The sequence below is a fragment of the Nocardioides sp. TF02-7 genome (genome assembly GCF_022437945.1).
Classification (GTDB): Bacteria; Actinomycetota; Actinomycetes; order Propionibacteriales; family Nocardioidaceae; genus Nocardioides.
In genome coordinates this window covers 2,327,970-2,346,562 of record NZ_CP092535.1, presented here as the reverse complement: position 1 = coordinate 2,346,562, position 18,593 = coordinate 2,327,970, and the positions used below count along the sequence as shown (strand labels likewise).

Genomic DNA, 18,593 nt, shown 5'->3' with positions numbered 1-18,593 from the left:
CCCGGAGCCCGAGGCTCTCCTGGACCAAGCCCGCGGGCCGCGGGTCAGCGGCGGAACCAGGCGGCGACGTCGGAGCGCAGCAGCAGCCAGAACGTCATCGACGCCGCCGCCACGAGCACCACGACCAGCGGGCTCACCACGGCCGCCGCGAGGGCCACCACGCCGCTGGCGCCGGTGCAGATCACGAGCGCCATCCGCGCCCACGGCACCCGGCGGAAGGCCAGCACCGCGAGCACCACGGCGACCGTGCACCACAGCACGGTGAGCGCGGTGGTCGCGTAGACGCCGGCGGCGATCTCACCGTGGCTGAGGCCGCCCAGGTCGAGGCCGGGCTGCTGCCGCTCGAGCTCGGTGAACAGCTCGTCTCGGGCCACCGCCATCACCAGCGAGCTGAGCAGCATCAGCCCGCTGAGCAGCGCGCAGGTGACCCACACCGTCACGCAGGCGGCGATGAGGGCGCCCGGCCGGCGGGCCGGCGTCGCGGCCGACGTGCCGGTCGCCGGCGGCGGGGCGTACGGCGCGCCGTACGCGCCGCCGTACGGTCCGGGCTGCGCCGGGGGCTGCTCCGGCTCGCGGTCCTCAGGACGGGCGGGCTCGCCCGGGCCGGGCGGCCGCGCCTGCTGGGCGGTCGGCGGCGCGAAGGGGTCGGGCCGCTGCTGACGGTGCGGGGCCAGCGGGTCGGGCCGGGTCGCGCCGGCGGGCGACCGCCAGGGCCGGCCGGCGAACCAGTCGCGGGTGGGCTGCAGCCAGAGCATCACGACGCCGACCACGACCAGCGGCGCGAAGAACCCGGCGGTCGCGAACCCGCCGACCAGCACCAGCGGGGCCAGCAGCGTGAGCGCCAGCCGGGCGCTGGTGGAGCGGCGGAGCGCCTGGAACCCGAGGATGGCCGAGGCCGTCGCGGCGCCCGCGGCGACCATGCAGAGGATGCGGATCGTGGTCTTGAGCGACTCCAGGGTGAGGCCGGTTCCCGAGACCGGCGGCTCGGAGAGCACCCGCTGGAGCTCGTCCTGCACCTCGAGGGTGTGGAGGCCCGAGATCCGCTGCCAGGCGGTGATCACGAGGATCACCGAGCCACCGATGATCATCCACGCGGCGAACGTGGTCTGACCCGGTCGGGGCGCTGCCTGGCTCATGCCTCCATTCCACCAGACGCCTCTCAGACGCGGGCGACCACTCCGTGCGTCCCCTTGACCGCGCCGGCGCCCGGGCCGCCGCTCGCGGGGTGCGCGGCCATGCTCGCGCAGCGGCGGCAGTGGGCCTGGGCACCGACGAAGCCGCTGGTGTAGGCCGCGACGACCAGCTGGAGCCGGTCGCGCTTGTCCAGCTTGGTGAGCAGCCGGCGGACGTGGCTCTTGACGGTGGCGAGGCTGATCCAGAGCTCCTCGGCGATCTCGGCGTTGGACCGGCCCAGGGCGAGCAGGGTCAGCACCTCCGCCTCGCGGGGGCTGAGGGTCACCTCGCGGCGACCACGGGGGCCGGGGGCGTCGACGGCCCGGTCGTGGGGGCGGTCGTGGGTGCGGTCCTGGGTGCGACCGCCCGGGACCACCATGAGCTCCGGGTGACGCACGACCGGGGTGGGGTGTGCGTGGTGCGGTGCGACGGTCATTTGCGGATCCTCTTTCGAACACTCGGGGGGTGATGTAACGAGGATCCGGCTTCCGGGGCTCCTTTCTCATCGTGCAAATGCGCCACGCTTCCGCCGGAGGGTCCCATCGGTTCATCCCCCGAGGAGGTAGCGCTCGCCCGTCATCCGTGCATTTCGCATGCCGGCACCCGGATCGCTGGGTACGGTTCGCGCGTGGCTGAGATGCTGGTCGGCAGGTCCGCGCAGGTGCGCGAGCTGCGGTCGCACTTCGCCGCCGGGCCCGGGCCGGTGCTCGTCTACGGCGAGGCGGGCGTCGGCAAGACCGTGCTGATCCGCACCGCGCTCGCCGGTGGCGGGGTGCGCGAGGGCGGGGTGCCTCGCGACCCTGGCGTGGTCGCCGTACCTCCCGCTCCGCCGGGCGTTCGGCGCCGACCTCGCCGCGAGCACGTGGACCGGTGACGCGGAGTACGCCGCCGACGCGGTCGTCGCCGCGCTCGACGACGACCTGCTCTTCCTCGACGACGTGCAGTGGGCCGACCCGGCCAGCCTGCGGGTGGTCGACCTGCTCGCCGGCCGGGTGCCGCTGGTGCTGGCGCTGCGCCGCGGCGACCCCGCGTCCGGCGCGGTGCTGGAGCGGCTGGGCCCGCTGTGCACGACCCGGGTCGACGTCGACCCGCTGCCCCCCGGACGAGGCCGGCGAGCTGGTGCGCCGCCTGCACCCCCGGATGTCGGACCACGAGGTGAGCACCCTCGTCGCCCGCGCCGGCGGCAACCCGCTGCTCATCGAGGAGCTCGCCGACGCCGACGGCGACGCCGCGAGCCTCCAGCTCGCCGTGCTCGCCCGCTGTCGTGAGCTGCCCGAGGACCAGCTCGAGGGCCTCGCGATGCTGGTGACGGCGGGCCGGCCGCTCCCGACGGAGCACGTCCCGGGGCTGGCGGGCCTGGTCGAGTCGGGGCTCGTCGGTGCCGACGAGCGGGTGGCGTCGGTGCGGCACGCCCTGATCGGCGAGGTGCTCGGCCAGACGGTGTCGCAGGAGCGTCGTACGCGGTGCCACCAGCGGCTGGCCACGGTGCTGACCCACCCCGGCGAGGTGGCCCGGCACCTGCTGGCGGCGGGGCGGCCCGGGGAGGCGTACGCCTTCGCGATGCGCGCCGTCGAGGAGGCGCACACCCCCGGCGAGCGGGTGCCGCACCTGGAGACCGCCGCGCGCTGCGTCGACCCCGCCCAGGGGGCCGAGTTCCGCCTGCAGGCGGTCGAGGCGGCCAACGAGGTCGACGAGTGCGACATCGCCGCCAGCCTGCTCGAGGAGGTGCCCGACCGCCCCGACCTGCGGTTCCGGATCGCCCGCGCCCGCGGGATCATCGCCTACTTCCGCGGCGACTCCGAGGGCCACCGGGCCGCCGTCGAGGAGGAGCAGCGGCTGGCCCGGCCCGGCACCGAGGAGGAGGTGCTCGCACTCTCGGAGGCCAGCTTCGTCAAGCTCGTGCTCGACGGCGCCTACGAGGAGGCGACGCCGATGGCGGAGCGCGCCGCCGACCTCGCGCAGCGGATCGGGGCCGGCCGGGTCGCGGCGCTCAAGGCGGTCGCCGACACCTACTACCTCTCCGCCGACCCCCGCTGGGCCGAGGCCTACCCGGCCGCCCTCGAGCAGGCCCGCGCCGAGGACGACTTCGCCCGCGAGTGGCGGATCGCCAACAACTACATCTCCGCCACCGAGACGTTCGGTCCGCACGAGAGCTCACGCCGGCTGGCGCGGGAGATGGTGGAGCGGTGCCGCGAGCTCCGCGTGCTGGGGCTGCAGCGCAACTTCGAGTTCCGTGAGCTCAACCTCGCCGGCCACGCCGCGCAGTACGACGTCGTGCTCGCGAAGGCTCCTGCCCTGGCCAGCCTGTCGAGCGGCATGGCCGTGCAATTCGCCAACGACCTGCTCTTCACCCTCGCCTGCGCCCAGGCCGACGTCGGCGACGTCGAGCAGGGTCTGGAGACCGCGGAGCAGATCCTCGAGCGCGACAACGAGCGCGGGCGCAGCAACTACCACCTGCTGCGGTCGTGGGCGTTCCTCGACGACGGCCGTCCCGACCAGGTGCTGATCGAGGAGAAGGCGTTCCGCGAGGTCGACGTCGACCCGGCCCGGATCGCCCTCGCCACCCCGGTCTTCGCGTGGGCCGCCTACGAGACCGGTGCGCCGCACCCCGACATGGCACCCGACGCCCCCGACTACGGGATGCTCGCCGGCGCCTGCCTCGAGACCCGGGCGATCGCCTCGCTCCGGGCGGAGGAGCACGCGACGGCCGCCGCCGGGTTCGCGGAGGCCGCCGCGGCGTACGACGGCCTGCACCAGCGCGCGGCGACCCGCTGCCGCTGGGCCCACGGCGAGGCGCTGCGGCTGGCGGGCGACCCCGGCGCGCAGGCGGCGCTCGAGGCGGCCGAGGACCACGCGCGACAGCTGCGGATGGTGGCCGTGGTGCGCCGCTGCCAGCGGTCGCTGCGCGCCCTCGGCGTACGCCGCTCGGCCGGCGTCTCCCGGTCGGCCGGCTCGCCGCTGACCGCACGCGAGCGCGAGGTCGTCCTGCTCGCCGCGGACGGCCTCACCGACAAGGCGATCGCCGCGCGGCTCGGCGTCGCCCACCGCACCGTGCAGACCCAGGTCGCCAACGCCCGCCGCAAGCTCGGCGCCGAGAACCGGCGCCACCTGATCAGCCTGGTCACCGGGGCCGATTGATGGCCCTCCCCTACGTCGTCGTCGAGGCCGGCCCCGACGTCCTGGCCGACGCGCGCGCCGAGCTCCGCTCCCTCGGCTGGGAGGTCGTCGACCGCCTGGCCGAGGAGCGGGCCGGCGGGCTGGTGCTGGCGCTCGCGGTCCGCGACGCCGACGAGGCCGCGGTCGCCCTGTTCACCGCCATCGAAGGGGTCGGGCTCCTCGTCGACGCCCGCGCCGAGCGCCCCGTCATCGACCGGCTCTGCGACGACCTGCGCCGGCTCGGCCACCTCGAGCACCGCGTGGCCGCCCCCGGCCCCCTCCTCACCGACGACGAACGCGCCCTCCTCGACCTCCTCGCCTCCGGCAGCACCCTCGGCGCCGCCGCCACCCACCTCCACCTCTCCCGCCGCTCCGCCGACCGCCGCCTCGCCGCCGCCCGCACCAAGCTCGCCGCCGACACCACCGGCCAGGCCATCGCCGCCTACCGCCGCCGGCTGGACCGGCTGCCGCGGCCGGGGGCGGGGTGAGGGGTCGGGGGTCTGGGGACTGGGTGGTTTCGGGGGTCCGGCGACGTGAGGTTTTCCCCCGGTCGACCGGGGAAACCTCAACATGTCGGGCAAAGCAATGCCGGACAAGTGGAGGGATTGCCCGTCACGTCAGCCCCGAGGGCGACGACGAGGCGCGCCGACGCGGAGGAGCGGTGGGCGACGCACCGCCTGCGCGTCCCGCCGCTCCTGCGTCTTCACGCCACGATCATCGCCGAGCTCCGCTCGGGACGCCAGCTCCGGTCGGGACGCCACCTCCGCTCGGGACGCCAGCGACCCGGAGGCTGCGCTGATCGGGCTGGCGCGGCCGGTGGGCCGGTGCCAGCATGGGAGGGCACCACTCGGAGATGGAGCATCCCGATGAGCTCTTCCGTCGCCCTGCGCCGCACGCGCGACCTCGCGTTGCTGGGCGCCGTGCTGTGGGGAGCGGGCCTCGTGGCAGCAGGGCTCACCGTGCCGATCTACACCATGGAGACGCGTGAGTTCACGCCCGGTGGGCGGACGAGCACGTCCACGACGTCGAGCACGTTGGTCGAGGCGAACGGACCGGACGCCCTCATCCCGTTGGCGGTCCCCCTGGTGGGCGCCGTGGTCGTGGCGATCTCGCTGCTCGTCCTCCCCCGCCTGCTCGGACACGCGATCGCCTGGACGACGACCTTCCTGCTCGCCGCGCTCGCGGCGCTCGCGGCGCTGTCGATCGGGACCTACCTCGCCCCCGTCGTCGCGGCCCTGCTGGTCGCGTGCGTCGTCGACGCGGTCCGGACCTACGAGGAGGAGCGCAGTACGCCGGCCGCCGGGGCCGCCGGCAGGTGACGGCGCGCCCGCCCGCCGGCTCGAGGTCGTCTGACTCTCACAGCGGCACGATCCGCGGCCGCTCCCCCGGCTCCCCCGGCTCGCCCGGCTGCCCCGACTCCGCGCCCCTCGCCCAGGCGTCGGCGCAGGCCCGGCAGAGGTCATACCCGAACGCGTCCTCGACCACGGCGCGGAACACTGCGGGCTCACCGCAGCGGAACGCGTCGAACGGGCCGCCGCCGTGGTTGCACTGACAGCGCGGACCAGCCAGCACCAGCGGCGGCACAGGAGGCGGCACGGGAACCATCGGCGCTCCTCGGGTGCGGTCGGACAGACGCACCCACCGTGCGCCCACCGGCCGCGGAGCACCGGCCCCCCTCCACAGGCCACGGCTACGGCGACGCCGCCACCCGACCTGTGGACACCAGCCGGGCCGCTACTCCTCCACCCAGGGCGCCGTGTCGCCCATCTTCTCGTAGTACTTCGCGAGGTGGCTCTTCACGCGCTCGACGTCGCGCTCCGGGATGTCGATGCCGCCGCGCGCGCCCTGCATGATGCCGCCGGCCGCCCGCACGCCGCGGGGCACCGCCTTCAGCTTCCCGCCGACGACGTCGGCGACGAGCAGCTTGTACGCCGTGAAGTTGTCCTTGTTGTCGGCGTCGTACCAGACGTGGGCGTCGCGGTACTTCTGGTTGGGCTCGTCCTCGGCGTCGGCCCAGGCGCGGACCCGTTTCTCCGCGGCGGCGCCGTCCCACTCCCGGTCGGCGTCGGCGAGCGGCAGGTCCTGGAACGAGGTGACGGCCATGCGGGACCTCCTGTGCTCGTGGGCGGTGGGCTCGTCCCCGGCGCAGTACCCCGCGCGTCCACCGGAAGTCACGGGAGCGGGCTCCGACCGGTCGTCCACTATGCTTGACCCGAACGGCTCAGGACGTGGGCTGTCCGTGCACGGGGGCGACCCCAGCTCTCTCCCACGAGGACCCCCATTGCGTCCCCAGCAACAGGTTGCCGTCATGCTCGACGGCACCGCCGTCCCCGGCCTGCTCCTCAAGTGGCGTTCCGACCGGACGGAGGCCTTCGTCACCTACGAGGTCGACGGCCGCGTCGCGACGGCCTGGGTGCGGGCCGAGCAGATCGCCCCGGCCGACGGCGTCGGCACCGTCGACCCGGCCGGTACGCCGCTCCCGGACTGACCCCAGGCCGTCAACCGGACCGTCAGCCGGGCCGTCACCCGAGCCGCAGCTCGAGGCCGTCGCCGCCACGGTCGACGACCACCGTGCCGCCGTCGACGACGGTGCCGGCGAGGATCGCCTTCGCGAGCCGGTCGCCGATGGCGGTCTGCACCAGCCGCCGCAGCGGCCGGGCGCCGTACGCCGGGTCGTAGCCGGTCTCGGCCAGCCACCGCTTCGCGTCGTCGGTGACGTCGATCGTGATCCGCCGCACCGCGAGCCGCTTCTCCAGCGCCGCGAGCTGCAGGTCGACGATCCGCGACAGGTCGGCGAGCGTCAGGGCCTCGAAGGTCACGATCTCGTCGAGCCGGTTGAGGAACTCCGGCTTGAAGCTCTGCCGCACCAGCGCCAGCACCGACTCCCGCTGCTTCTCGGGCTCGAGCGTCGGGTCGACGAGGAAGTGGGAGCCGAGGTTGGAGGTGAGGACCAGGATCGTGTTGCGGAAGTCCACGGTCCGTCCCTGCCCGTCGGTGAGCCGCCCGTCGTCGAGCACCTGCAGCAGCACGTCGAAGATCTCCGGGTGCGCCTTCTCGACCTCGTCGAGGAGCACGACCGAGTACGGGCGGCGCCGCACGGCCTCGGTGAGCTGGCCGCCCTCCTCGTAGCCGACGTAGCCGGGAGGCGCCCCGACCAGCCGCGCGACCGAGTGCTTCTCGGCGTACTCGCTCATGTCGATCCGCACGATCGCGCGCTCGTCGTCGAACAGGAAGTCGGCCAGCGCCTTCGCCAGCTCGGTCTTGCCGACGCCGGTGGGGCCGAGGAACAGGAAGGAGCCGGTCGGGCGGTTGGGGTCGGAGATCCCGGCCCGGGCCCGGCGTACGGCGTCGCTCACGGCACGCACCGGCTCGGCCTGGCCGATCAGTCGGGCGCCGATGACCTGCTCCATCTCGAGCAGCTTGGCGGTCTCGCCCTGCAGCAGCCGGCCGGTCGGGATGCCGGTCCAGGCCTCGACCACCTCGGCCACCTGCTCGGCGCCGACCTGCTCGCCGACCAGCGGCTCCAGCTCGGTGGCGTCGGCGGCCTCCTCGGCCTCGACGCTCTTCAGCTGGGCCTCGAGCTCGGGGATCCGGCCGTAGAGGATCTCGCTCGCCTTGCCGAGCTCGCCCTCGCGCTGCAGCCGGTCGGCCTCGATGCGCAGCTGGTCGAGCTGGCGCCGCAGCTCGCCCTCGCCCTCGAGCGAGGACTTCTCCCGCTCCCAGCGGGCCTCGAGCGCGCGGAGCTCCTCCTCCTTGTCGGCGAGGTCGTGGCGCAGCGCGTCGAGCCGCTCCTGCGACGCCGGGTCGCTCTCCTTCGCGAGCGCGAACTCCTCCATCTTCAGCCGGTCGACCTGGCGGCGCATCTGGTCGATCTCCTCCGGCGACGACTCGATCTCCATCCGCAGCCGGGACGCGGCCTCGTCGACGAGGTCGATCGCCTTGTCCGGCAGCTGGCGGCCGGTGATGTAGCGGTCGGAGAGGGTGGCGGCCGCGACCAGCGCGGCGTCGGTGATCCGCACGCCGTGGTGGGCCTCGTACTTCTCCTGGATGCCGCGCAGGATCTGGATGGTGTCCTCGACCGACGGCTCGCCGACGTAGACCTGCTGGAACCGCCGCTCGAGCGCGGGGTCCTTCTCGATCCGCTCGCGGTACTCGTCGAGCGTGGTCGCGCCGATCATGTGCAGCTCGCCGCGCGCGAGCATCGGCTTGAGCATGTTGCCGGCGTCCATCGCGGAGTCGCCGCCGGCGCCCGCGCCGACGACGGTGTGCAGCTCGTCGATGAACGTGATCACGCGACCCTCGGCCTCACGGATCTCGTCGAGGACGGCCTTGAGCCGCTCCTCGAACTCGCCGCGGTACTTCGCCCCGGCCACCATCCCGGCCAGGTCGAGCGCGAGCAGCCGCTTGCCCTTCAGCGAGTCCGGCACGTCGCCGGCGACGATCCGCTGGGCGAGACCCTCGACGACGGCGGTCTTGCCGACGCCGGGCTCGCCGATGAGCACCGGGTTGTTCTTGGTGCGGCGGCTCAGCACCTGCACCACCCGCCGGATCTCCTGGTCCCGGCCGATGACCGGGTCGAGCTTCCCCTCCTCGGCGGAGGAGGTCAGGTCGACGGAGTACTTCGCGAGCGCCTCGTACGTCGCCTCCGCCTCCTGCGAGGTCACCCTGCGGTTGCCGCGGACGGCGGTCATCCCCTCGCGCAGCCCCTGCTCGGTGAGCCCGGCGTCGGCGAGCACCTGCCGGGCGCTGCTCTCCACGGTGGCGAGCGCGATCAGGAGGTGCTCGGACGCGACGTAGTCGTCCTTCATCGACGCGGCGAGGTCGAGCGCCTGGGCGAGCACCCGGGTCAGCGCCGGCGAGGCCGCCGGCTGCTTCACCGTGGCGCCGGAGGCGCTCGGCAGGGGCGTCGCGCTGCGCGGCGGCGGCCCGTACGACGGCGGCCGGGTCCGCGCCGGCGCGGGTGACCATCGTGGCGGCGGTGCCGCCCTCCTGGAGGAGCAGGGCGACCAGCAGGTGCACCGGCTCGACGGCGGAGTGGCCCGCGGTGGTCGCGGACAGCTGCGCGGCCTCGATCGCCTCGCGGCTGCGGGTGGTGAACTTCTCGGCACCGAACTGGCTCATGCTCAGGCTCCTCGGACGTGCGTGGGTCGATCGTGGACCGCGGGGGGCCGGCCTGACCAGCACCGGCACCGTCACGCGGTCATCCGGATCAACGCTCCCAAAGTTGAGTCTGTTCCACTCAAGTTCAGGAATTTTTCAGCCGGCGGGCGGGTCCTCCGGCGGGGCCGCGTGCTCGGGGAGGTCGGGACTGGCGGCCTCCTCCTCGTCGACGAGGGCGAGCTTGACGAACTGCTCGCCGAACGGCGTGAGGTGGATGCTGCGCCGCACCACCTTCGCGAACTTCACCGAGTGCAGCGCCGCGAGCACGTCGGGCTGCGCCTCGAGCACCTGGTACTCCTGGTGGTCGGGCAGCGGCTCCCGGGAGAGCCACACCAGGCCGAGCCGGAAGATGTTGTTGACGTACGCCGGCACCTGGTCGAGGTAGCGCACGCCCGCGCGGGGCCCGAGCATGTTGAGGCCGGGCGCGATGAGCTGGCTGCTGACCATGCCGATCGGCCCCCCGGTGCGCACGTCGACGCTCGGCTGCGGCCCGTCGCGGAGCAGCATCACGAGGATCCGTGCCTCGTCGGGCGCGAGCTCGTCGAGGATCCGGTCGTAGGCCGGGTGCCGGTCGTCGGTGCTCCAGACGTCGCGGGACCGCTCGAGCAGCTCGGCGCCGCGCTCGCGGAGCGTGACCGGTCGCGAGCTCGTCACGTGCCCGCCGACGACGTCGTGTCCGTCGGGCGCCGGGTGGCGCGACCGGCCACCGAGCGCCTCGCCGGCCTCGAGCAGGACGCTGCCCACCGGCCTGCCGTCGACGACCTGGCGGGCCGCCTCGCCGACCGCACCGACGACCGTGCCCACGTCGCGGGCCAGGTCGCGCGCCTCGTCGCGGTCGGTGACCGCCCGGCCGACGCGCAGCCAGCCGCGGGCGGTGGCCCGCAGCCCCCACTGGCCGGTGTGCCACGCGGCGGACGCGGCGACCCGGGCGAGCCCGGGCACCGAGTCGACCGCCGAGTCGACCGCGTGGTCGGGCAGCGCGGGCAGCGCCGGCAGCCGCTGCGGCGGGGCGGCGGGGTCGCGCGGTCCGCGCGCGGCGTCGTCGGTCATAGGGGCAGTCCGAACAGGTTCCAGGTGAACACGGCCAAGTGTAGGAACCCGCCGCCGGCACCCATGATCGCGCCGTGGGCGTAGAGCATCCACTCGTCCTCGCGGATCGCCGAGCGCATCATCTCCACGAAGTCGCGGGGCGGGAGGTCCTTGGTCCGCCGCGCGAGCAGGGTGCGGATCCGGTCGGACTGGCGGCGGCTGAACACGGGGTCGCGGAACGGCGAGATCGTGTGCCCGACGGCCTCCCGGGCCACGGAGTCGCGGATGCTGTCGAATCGCTCGGGTCCCAGCGCGACCCGGACCGCGCCGCGCAGCGGGACCCGCGGCCCGGTCGATGGCGGGCCGCAGCGCGGTCGCGAGCATCTGCCGGGTCCGGTCGCCGCGCGGCCCGTCCATGAGGAAGTCGCCGATCCGCTCGAGCGTGATCACGTCGTCGGCGATGATCCGAGCGTAGACCTCGGCGCACTCGTCCTGCCGCCGCAGGAACAGTCCCTGCACCTTGATGCCGAGGATCCGTCGAGGCTCCGGCGGCTCGAAGATCAGCCACATGCCGAGGGCGTTGGTGACCCAGCCGACGACGACGCCGAGGATCGGCAGCAGCCACCACTGGTGGAACGCGACGTCGACGTACGCCACCGGTACGCCGAGCAGGAAGCCGAACACGAACCCGAACCGCACCATCAGGTCCAGCTCCCGCTGGCCCACGTCGCGGAACACGCGGACGACCAGCTGCGGGTTCTTGCGGAAGTGGTCGATGACCATCATCTTCGGGTCGAGCAGCTGGTCGATGTGGACGCCGATCTCGTCGGTGATCCGGCCGACGACCGCCGGCAGCTGGGCGTCCACCCGCGCGACCACGGCCTCGCGCACGGGCCGCGGCAGGTCGCGCCACAGCCGGGGGTGCTCGCGCCGCATCACCTGGTCGACGAGCGCCGGCAGCTCGGGCCGGAAGACGGTCACGATGTGCTCGGCGATCTGGTCCGGGTCGAGCTGGCGGTAGAACTCCGCGGGCGTGCCGAGCTTGGCGATCACCTTGTCGACCGCGATGCTGCCCATCTTGGCCGCGCGGGCCGGGATGATGCCCTGCCACCCGAGCCGGCCGTCCGGCCAGCCCGGCACCTCCTGCAGCTGGCGCGGCAGCACGGTCGTGAGCTCCCGCAGGCCGGGGACCCGGAACCCGTGGAACCTGATCGGGCCGAACAGCATCCACAGGCCCGACCAGTTGATGAGCCAGCCGACGACGCCGGTGAACAGCGGGATGGTCGCGAACGTGATCCACTGGCGCGCGTCCCAGGCGGTGACGTCGAAGCCCTGCAGCCACTCCCAGTCCACGCGATCCCCTCGCTCCCGGGCCGTCGCCCCATGTCACCTCGCCGGGTACCGGCAGAGGCTAGCCCGAAGCGTCCGCCAGGTAGCTCCGGGCCAGCCCGACCGCCGTGGGCAGTGCCCGGCCGCCGGCCCGGCCGGCGAAGGACACCTGCACGACGAGGACCAGGTTGTCGGACCGGACGGCCAGGCGCCACGCGTCGCGGTGGTAGCCGTCGTCCGCGCCGCTCAGGGCGGCCTCGTCCCAGGGGCCGCCGAGGCCTCGGTCGGCTCCGGGCCGCCGGCCGGCCGCCATGACCGCCTCGGCCTCCGACTCCGCGTCGGCCCCGGAGATCCCGTTCGGCCCGACGGCGTACGCCGTCACCTCGACCAGCTCGCCGTACGGCCGGGGCTGCCACCGGCACCCGCGGAGCCGGTTCTCGCCGGGCGCCGTGCGGTCGAGGGGCTCGGCGGCCGGCAGCAGTGCCCGGACGTCCGCGGCGAGCACGCGGCACGGCGAGGGCAGAGCGGTCACGGGCCCGTCCGTCCCTTCCGGCGGGCCGGCCCGGCCGGTCGGCGTCGGCCCGTCCCACGCGGCCAGCGTCTCCTCCACGGCGGCGCGCAGACCGGACTGGACGTCGGTGCCGGCGATCGGCAGCCGTCCGTCGCCGGCCCGCAGCGGGTCGCTGTCGGCCAGGGCCGCGTGGACGACGACGTTCGCCCGTCGCACCAGCAGCCGGGCGGCGGTGGACGTCGTCCCGGGGAGGTCCTCGTGCTCGGTCGTGCCGACCGTGGCGGTGCTCCACTGCCAGGCCGCGTCGCCGATCGGCGGCCTCAGCTCCTCGTACGTCGCGGCGGCGAGGCCGTCGGCCACGGCCTGCTCGGCCGACCGGACGGCGGTGGTGCCATCGCCGGGCCGGTGCACGTCGACGCGCACGGTCAGCACCCGGGCGCCCTCGACCCACGTGCAGCCCAGCGGCGGCGGGAGGCCGGCGGCGCGTTCGAAGCCGAGCGTGCGCAGCGTCGTCGCGGTGATCCGGGCGCACGGGTCGACCAGCGGGTCCGGTCGCAGGTCGCCCTCGGCCCACGCCGGCTCCACGATCCCGGTCCGTGCCTCGGGGACCGGGAGGGCCTCGGCGTCGCCCGGCAGCCGGTAGGCGGTCGTCGGTGCGCCGCCCAGCGGCCCGCCGCTCGTGATCAGCAGGTCCCCCGACCCGGACGGCGTCCAGCACGAGTTCGTCGATCCAGCCCAGGGGTCCGGGGCTCGGGGTCACCGGCCGCCAGCCGCATCACCCAGTAGCCGAGGCCATCGCCGTCCTCCGAGCCGGCGACGGTGCGGCCGAGGTAGGCGCCGCGGGCGTCGGCGCCGAGGTAGTCGTCGCCGGTCGACACCCGGGCCCAGCGCTGCTCGCCGGTGCCGAGGTCCCAGCCCCGGAGGACCGAGCCGTACGTCGCGGCGAACCCGCCCGCGGGATCCTCGAAGGCACCGACGACGGTGTCGCCGACCGGGTCGGCGATCGCCGGGCTCGCCCCGATCGCCGGCAGCGGCCGCGCGAGGACCGGTCCGAGCCGCCCGGTCGCCGGGTCGACCGGCCGCACGGCGCGCACGCCCCCGAGCGCGACGTCGGCGACCAGCGGGTCCGTCGCGTAGACCCGGTGGACCGCGGCGCCACGACCCGGCCGGCGCCAGAGCCGCGCACCGGTGTCGGCGTCGAACCCGAGGAGCCCGGAGCGGTCGGCGACGACCGCGAGGCCGCCGGCGGCGGCCGAGGGACGGCAGTAGCCGGGGTTCCCGCGTTCACCGCGGGCGGTCAGGCGGCCGAGCGGCGCCCCCGTCCGTCAGCGACCAGCGCTCGAGACCACAGCGGCCGGCCACCGTCACGGTCCGCTCGGTGACCGCGATGCTCAGGCCGTTGCCGCCGGGATAGGTGTCGCCCGGGTCGCGGAGGTCGTCGGCCCAGACCTCCTCACCGGTCGCGGTGTCGACGACGGACACGGACGCGCAGCCGGCCCCCGTCTGCACGGCGACCAGGCCTGCCCGGTTGATCGCGGAGAGTGCACACACCTCGGCGACCGGCAGGGTCCACGCCAGGTTGCCGTCGTCGAGGTCGACCGCCCGGAGGGCGCCTCGGCTCCAGCCCGGGGTGGATCCAGAGCTCCTCGTTGGCCGCCCACGGAGTGCGGTCCGAGCTCCAGCCCTCGACGTCGGAGGTCCAGGCCACCTCGAGCACCCGCGCGTCGTCCCGGGGGTCGTCGCTGCTGCAGGACGACAGCGTCGCGGCGACCGCGCCCGCGACGACGGCGGCGGACGCACGGACGAGCAGGCGGGACGGCACGGCGCGAGACCTACCCGCTGCGGGCGCCGTGCCAAACCGGCGGGCCGGTGCTCAGCGTTGGCGGCGCCACACCACGATCGACTGCGCGGTGGTCGGCGGTCGCAGCGCGGGCAGCCGGCTGCCGCCGCCGGAGCGGGCGGCAGCGGCCTGGCGCAGCGCCTCCCGGGTGGCCTCCAGCTCGGCGAGCAGCTCCTCGTTGCGGGCCCGCAGCGCGTCCACCTGGTGCTCGAGCTCGAGGATCCGGCGCACACCCTCGATGCCGATCCCCGACGACGTGAGCTCGGCGATCACCCGCAGCAGCTCGATGTCGCGGTAGGAGTAGCGACGGCCGCCGCCGGCCGTCCGGCCCGGGGTGATCAGCCCCATCCGCTCGTAGGTGCGCAGCGTCTGCGGGTGCAGGCCGCTGAGCTCGGCGGCGACGCTGATCACGAACACGGCAGCGTCGGGCGCGGGCGGCTCGGCGAACGAAGGCTGGCGAGCAGGCACGGTGATCACCCCTCGGACTCGGAGAAGAGGTTAGCCCGCAGCGGCACGTGCGCGGTCGCGGCGGCGTAGGCCTCCAGCGCCTGCCGCGCCTCGTCGCCGAGGCTCCCCGGCACCTGCACCTCCACCGTGGCGAGCAGGTCGCCGCGGCTGCCGTCGGCCCGCGGTGCGCCCTTGCCCCGCACCCGGAACGTGCGACCGGTCGGCGTACCGGCCGGAACCCGCAGGGTGACCGGCGGGCCGCCGAGCGTGGGGATCTTGACCTCGGCACCGAGGGCGGCCTCGGCGATCGAGATCGGTACGTCGATCGTCAGGTGGTCGCCCTTGCGCCCGAAGACGCGGTGCGGGGCGACCTTAACCGTGACGTAGAGGTCGCCGGCCGGTCCGCCGCGCTCGCCGGGGGCGCCCTTGCCGCGCAGCCGGATCCGCTGCCCGTCCTTGACGCCGGCCGGGACCTTCGCCTGGATGGTGCGGCTCGATCGGCCACGGCCGCTGCCGTGGCAGGTGGGGCACGCCTCGTCGTAGACCAGCTGCCGGCCGCCGCAGGCGGGGCAGGTCTGGTTCATCGAGAACGCGCCGCCGACCGTCGACTCCACGAAGCCGGTGCCCTCGCAGGTCGGGCAGCGGTGCGGGCTGGTGCCCGGCTTCCCGCCGGTGCCGGAGCAGGTCGGGCAGGCGCTGTCGGAGGTGGTGCGCAGCGACACCGTGACGCCCTCGAGCGCCTCGACGAAGCCGACGGTGGCGGTCGTCTCGAGGTCGCTGCCGCGCGCGGGCCGCGGCGACCGCTGTCGGGCTCCCGCCCCGAACCCGAGGAAGTCGCCGAACAGGTCGCCGAACCCGCCGCCTCCGCCGGCCCGGTCGCGCAGCAGGTCCTCCAGGTTGATCCCGCCGCCGCCGAAGCCGCCGCCGGCCGGGAACCCGCCGGAGGCGAACAGCTCGCGGGCCTGGTCGTAGCGCTTGCGCTTCTCGGCGTCGCCGAGGACGTCGTAGGCCTCGGCGACCCGCTTGAACTTCTCGTGCTTGGCCGGGTCGTCGGGGTGGGAGTCGGGGTGGTTGGCGCGCGCGAGCTTGCGGTAGGCCTTCTTGACCTCCTCGGCCGTGGCTCCCTTGCCGACGCCGAGCTCGGCGTAGAAGTCCTTGTTCGCCCAGTCCGCGCGGATGCCGTTGCCGGCTTCACTCATCGCACACCTCCCCTGTCGTTGAATGGGTACTTCTCCAGGGTCGAATGGTGACTTCTGCACGCCCGAGTGGGGGGATTTCCGTCGATCGACTCGAGCAGAAACCCCCACTCGGCGCTGCAGAAGTGCCCACTCAACCCTCCGCCGACTGCTCCTCGGCCTGCTCTTCCGACCCGGCAGGCCCTGTGGGCTCCGTGGGCTCCGTGGGCTCGGCGGGCTCGGCGGGCTCGGCGGGATCGACGACGAGCACCTGCGCCGCGCGCACGACACGGTCGCCGATCTTGTAGCCGGCCTTCGCGACCACCTTGCAGGTGGTCACCTGCACGTCCGGGTCGGTGCCGATGTGCGAGAGCGCCTCGTGCACCGTCGGGTCGAAGGCGTCGCCGACCTCGCCGAACTTGGCCAGGCCGAGGTTGGCCACCACCCGCTCGAGCTGCTCGGCCACGGCCCGGAAGCCGCCCTCGAGCGGCTCGTGCTCGCGGGCCCGGTCGATGGTGTCGAGGACCTCGATGATCGGCACGAGCGCGGCGTACGTCGCGTTCTCGCGGACCAGCTCCCGGTCGCGCTCGACCCGTCGCTTGTAGTTGAGGTACTCGGCCTGGAGCCGCTGCAGGTCCAGCGTGCGCTCCTCCAGCTCGATCCGGGTGACGGTCAGCTCGTCGGCCTCCGGCGAGGCGCCGGCGGCCGCGTCGGCCGCCGGCTCCTCGGCCGGCTGCTGGTCGGGCGCCGCGTCCGCCGGCGTCGCCTCGGGCTGCCCCGTCTGCCCACCCTGCTCGGACTTGGTGTGGTCGTCGGTCACTTGGACCCGCCCTCACCCGGCTCCTCGTCGACGATCTCGGCCTCCACGACGTCCTCGTCGGCCTCGCCCGTCGCACCGGTGGTGCCGCCGGCGGCCGACGCGTCGGCCTCCGCGGCGGCGTACATCGCCGCGCCCATCTTCTGGCTGGACTCGCCGACCTTGCTGATCGCGGCGGAGAGCCGGTCCTTGTCGACCTCGGTCTCCTCGAGGACCTTCTTCAGCTCCTCGACGTCGGCGGTGACCTCGTCGCGGACCTCCTCGGGGATCTTCTCGCCGTTGTCGGTGAGGAACTTCTCGGTCGTGTAGACGAGCTGGTCGCCCTGGTTGCGCAGCTCGATGAGCTCGCGACGGCGGGCGTCCTCCTCGGCGTACTGCTCGGCCTCGCGCACCATCCGGTCGATGTCGTCCTTCGACAGCGCGCTGCCGCCGGAGATCGTCATCGACTGCTCGCGGCCGGACGCCTGGTCCTTCGCCGACACGTGGACGATGCCGTTGGCGTCGATGTCGAAGGTGACCTCGATCTTCGGCACGCCGCGGGGCGCCGGCGGGAGGCCGGTCAGCTCGAAGTTGCCGAGCGGCTGGTTCTCCGCCCACATCGGCCGCTCCCCCTGGGCGACCTTGATCTCCACCGACGGCTGGTTGTCGTCGGCGGTCGTGAAGATCTCGCTGCGCTTGGTCGGGATCGTGGTGTTGCGCTCGATGAGCGTGGTGAACACGCCGCCCTTGGTCTCGATGCCGAGGCTCAGCGGGGGTCACGTCGAGCAGCAGGACGTCCTTGACCTCGCCCGCGAGCACGCCGGCCTGCAGGGCCGCGCCCACCGCGACGACCTCGTCGGGGTTGACGCCCTTGTTGGGCTCCTTGCCGCCGAGCATCTCCTTGACCAGGTCGGTCACCGCGGGCATCCGGGTGGAGCCGCCGACGAGCACGACGTGGTGGATGTCGGAGAGGCTGACGCCGGCGTCCTTGAGGACGCTCTTGAACGGCGCCTTCGTGCGCTCGAGCAGGTCGGCGGTCATCTTCTGGAACTCCGACCGGGTGAGCCGCTCCTCGAAGTGGAGCGGGCCGTTCTCGCCGTGCGTGATGTAGGGCAGGTGGATCGTGGTCTCGCTCGACGACGACAGCTCGATCTTCGCCTTCTCGGCGGCCTCCTGGAGGCGCTGCGCGGCGATCTTGTCGGCGGCCAGGTCGACGCCGTTGGCGTCCTTGAACTTCTTGACCATCCACTCGACGACCCGGTTGTCCCAGTCGTCGCCGCCGAGCGCGTTGTCACCGCTGGTGGCCTTCACCTCGACGACGCCCTCGCCGATCTCCAGCAGCGACACGTCGAAGGTGCCGCCACCGAGGTCGTAGACGAGGATCGTCTGGTCCTCGCCCTTGTCGAGGCCGTAGGCCAGCGCCGCCGCGGTCGGCTCGTTGACGATCCGGTCGACCTTCAGGCCGGCGATCTCGCCGGCCTCCTTGGTGGCCTGCCGCTGCGCGTCGGAGAAGTACGCCGGCACGGTGATCACCGCGTTGGTGACGGTCTCGCCGAGGTAGGCCTCGGCGTCGCGCTTGAGCTTCTGCAGGACGAACGCGCTGATCTGCTGCGGCGTGAATTCCTTGTCGTCGATGCTGGTCTTCCAGTCGGTGCCCATGTGGCGCTTGACCGAGCGGATCGTGCGGTCGACGTTGGTCACCGCCTGCCGCTTCGCGACCTCGCCGACGAGCACCTCGCCGTTCTTGGCGAACGCGACCACGGAGGGCGTCGTGCGGGCGCCCTCGGCGTTGGCGATGACGGTGGGCTCGCCGCCCTCGAGGACGGAGACGACGCTGTTGGTCGTCCCCAGGTCGATGCCGACGGCACGTGCCATGGTGGTTCCTCCCCTTGCTCTCGGAGCCGAAGCAACTTAGTTGAGTCGATCTGGCTCAAGTTTGTCACACGGTCCAACGCGCCCGGCGCCCGGGGTTGTTCC

At 74.1% G+C, this 18,593-nt stretch carries 17 protein-coding genes and 3 pseudogenes; 6 read left to right on the top strand and 14 right to left on the bottom strand.

Features of this window, described 5'->3' with window-relative positions:
* Positions 1–44: 44 nt before the first annotated feature.
* Together MF408_RS12035 and MF408_RS12030 are read right to left on the bottom strand one after the other, a co-directional pair.
* On the bottom strand, positions 45–1,136 hold the full coding sequence (locus tag MF408_RS12035) for a hypothetical protein (RefSeq protein ID WP_240251544.1): 1,092 nt from the start codon (positions 1,134–1,136) through the stop codon (positions 45–47).
* 23 nt (positions 1,137–1,159) lie between these two features.
* Positions 1,160–1,462 (bottom strand): annotated as a pseudogene (locus tag MF408_RS12030) (helix-turn-helix transcriptional regulator); the annotation flags it as partial.
* Between the two features lie 348 nt (positions 1,463–1,810).
* Here MF408_RS12030 and MF408_RS12025 point away from each other — a divergent pair.
* From MF408_RS12025 to MF408_RS12005, 5 genes are all read left to right on the top strand, one after another.
* The gene (locus tag MF408_RS12025) at positions 1,811–2,047 is read left to right on the top strand and encodes an ATP-binding protein (RefSeq protein WP_345893944.1); all 237 of its coding nucleotides are present in this window, start codon (positions 1,811–1,813) and stop codon (positions 2,045–2,047) included.
* The gene (locus MF408_RS12020; RefSeq protein WP_240251542.1) at positions 1,938–2,441 is read left to right on the top strand and encodes a hypothetical protein; all 504 of its coding nucleotides are present in this window, start codon (positions 1,938–1,940) and stop codon (positions 2,439–2,441) included. Before MF408_RS12025 ends, MF408_RS12020 begins: the two co-directional genes overlap by 110 nt.
* Entirely contained in the window at positions 2,329–4,311 is a 1,983-nt protein-coding gene (locus MF408_RS12015) for a LuxR C-terminal-related transcriptional regulator (protein WP_240251541.1), read from the top strand. The genes MF408_RS12020 and MF408_RS12015 overlap by 113 nt, the downstream gene beginning before the upstream one ends.
* Positions 4,311–4,817 (top strand): hypothetical protein, encoded by a 507-nt coding sequence (locus MF408_RS12010; protein ID WP_240251540.1) that lies wholly within the window; start codon positions 4,311–4,313, stop codon positions 4,815–4,817. Before MF408_RS12015 ends, MF408_RS12010 begins: the two co-directional genes overlap by 1 nt.
* Positions 4,818–5,195: 378 nt before the next feature.
* Positions 5,196–5,648, top strand: coding sequence for a hypothetical protein (locus MF408_RS12005; RefSeq protein ID WP_240251539.1), 453 nt, complete (start codon positions 5,196–5,198; stop codon positions 5,646–5,648).
* 37 nt (positions 5,649–5,685) lie between these two features.
* Here the strand turns inward: MF408_RS12005 and MF408_RS12000 are convergent, their stop codons facing one another.
* On the bottom strand, positions 5,686–5,934 hold the full coding sequence (locus MF408_RS12000; protein WP_240251538.1) for a hypothetical protein: 249 nt from the start codon (positions 5,932–5,934) through the stop codon (positions 5,686–5,688).
* A 129-nt stretch (positions 5,935–6,063) separates the two neighbouring features.
* Complete coding sequence (locus tag MF408_RS11995; protein WP_240251537.1) at positions 6,064–6,432, bottom strand: hypothetical protein; 369 nt, start codon at positions 6,430–6,432, stop codon at positions 6,064–6,066.
* A 205-nt stretch (positions 6,433–6,637) separates the two neighbouring features.
* On the opposite strand from MF408_RS11995, the gene MF408_RS11990 reads away from it, so the two are divergent.
* Entirely contained in the window at positions 6,638–6,817 is a 180-nt protein-coding gene (locus MF408_RS11990; protein ID WP_240251536.1) for a hypothetical protein, read from the top strand.
* Between the two features lie 34 nt (positions 6,818–6,851).
* Here the strand turns inward: MF408_RS11990 and clpB are convergent.
* From clpB to dnaK, 10 genes and pseudogenes are all read right to left on the bottom strand, one after another.
* Positions 6,852–9,450 (bottom strand): annotated as a pseudogene (gene clpB / locus MF408_RS11985) (ATP-dependent chaperone ClpB).
* A gap of 135 nt (positions 9,451–9,585) precedes the next feature.
* Positions 9,586–11,871, bottom strand: a complete 2,286-nt coding sequence (locus MF408_RS11975) for an Abi-alpha family protein (RefSeq protein ID WP_240251534.1) — start codon at positions 11,869–11,871, stop codon at positions 9,586–9,588.
* 58 nt (positions 11,872–11,929) lie between these two features.
* Positions 11,930–12,943 carry a hypothetical protein gene (locus MF408_RS11970; RefSeq protein ID WP_240251533.1) on the bottom strand — a complete coding sequence of 338 codons (1,014 nt, stop codon included), beginning with the start codon at positions 12,941–12,943 and terminating at the stop codon, positions 11,930–11,932.
* Positions 12,944–13,041: 98 nt separating this feature from the next.
* On the bottom strand, positions 13,042–13,659 hold the full coding sequence (locus MF408_RS11965) for a PQQ-like beta-propeller repeat protein (RefSeq protein ID WP_240251868.1): 618 nt from the start codon (positions 13,657–13,659) through the stop codon (positions 13,042–13,044).
* Entirely contained in the window at positions 13,643–13,840 is a 198-nt protein-coding gene (locus tag MF408_RS11960; RefSeq protein WP_240251532.1) for a hypothetical protein, read from the bottom strand. Before MF408_RS11960 ends, MF408_RS11965 begins: the two co-directional genes overlap by 17 nt.
* Positions 13,812–14,180, bottom strand: coding sequence for a hypothetical protein (locus MF408_RS11955; RefSeq protein WP_240251531.1), 369 nt, complete (start codon positions 14,178–14,180; stop codon positions 13,812–13,814). The genes MF408_RS11960 and MF408_RS11955 overlap by 29 nt, the downstream gene beginning before the upstream one ends.
* Positions 14,181–14,231: 51 nt before the next feature.
* A complete protein-coding gene (locus tag MF408_RS11950) occupies positions 14,232–14,666 on the bottom strand; it encodes a helix-turn-helix transcriptional regulator (protein WP_240251530.1) in 435 nt (144 codons plus the stop codon).
* Positions 14,667–14,671: 5 nt separating this feature from the next.
* Positions 14,672–15,844 carry a molecular chaperone DnaJ gene (gene dnaJ / locus MF408_RS11945; RefSeq protein WP_240251529.1) on the bottom strand — a complete coding sequence of 391 codons (1,173 nt, stop codon included), beginning with the start codon at positions 15,842–15,844 and terminating at the stop codon, positions 14,672–14,674.
* 130 nt (positions 15,845–15,974) lie between these two features.
* The gene (grpE, locus tag MF408_RS11940; RefSeq protein ID WP_240251528.1) at positions 15,975–16,640 is read right to left on the bottom strand and encodes a nucleotide exchange factor GrpE; all 666 of its coding nucleotides are present in this window, start codon (positions 16,638–16,640) and stop codon (positions 15,975–15,977) included.
* Positions 16,637–18,491: pseudogene (dnaK, locus tag MF408_RS11935) on the bottom strand (molecular chaperone DnaK). The gene grpE and the pseudogene dnaK overlap by 4 nt, the downstream one beginning before the upstream one ends.
* Positions 18,492–18,593 lie beyond the last annotated feature (102 nt).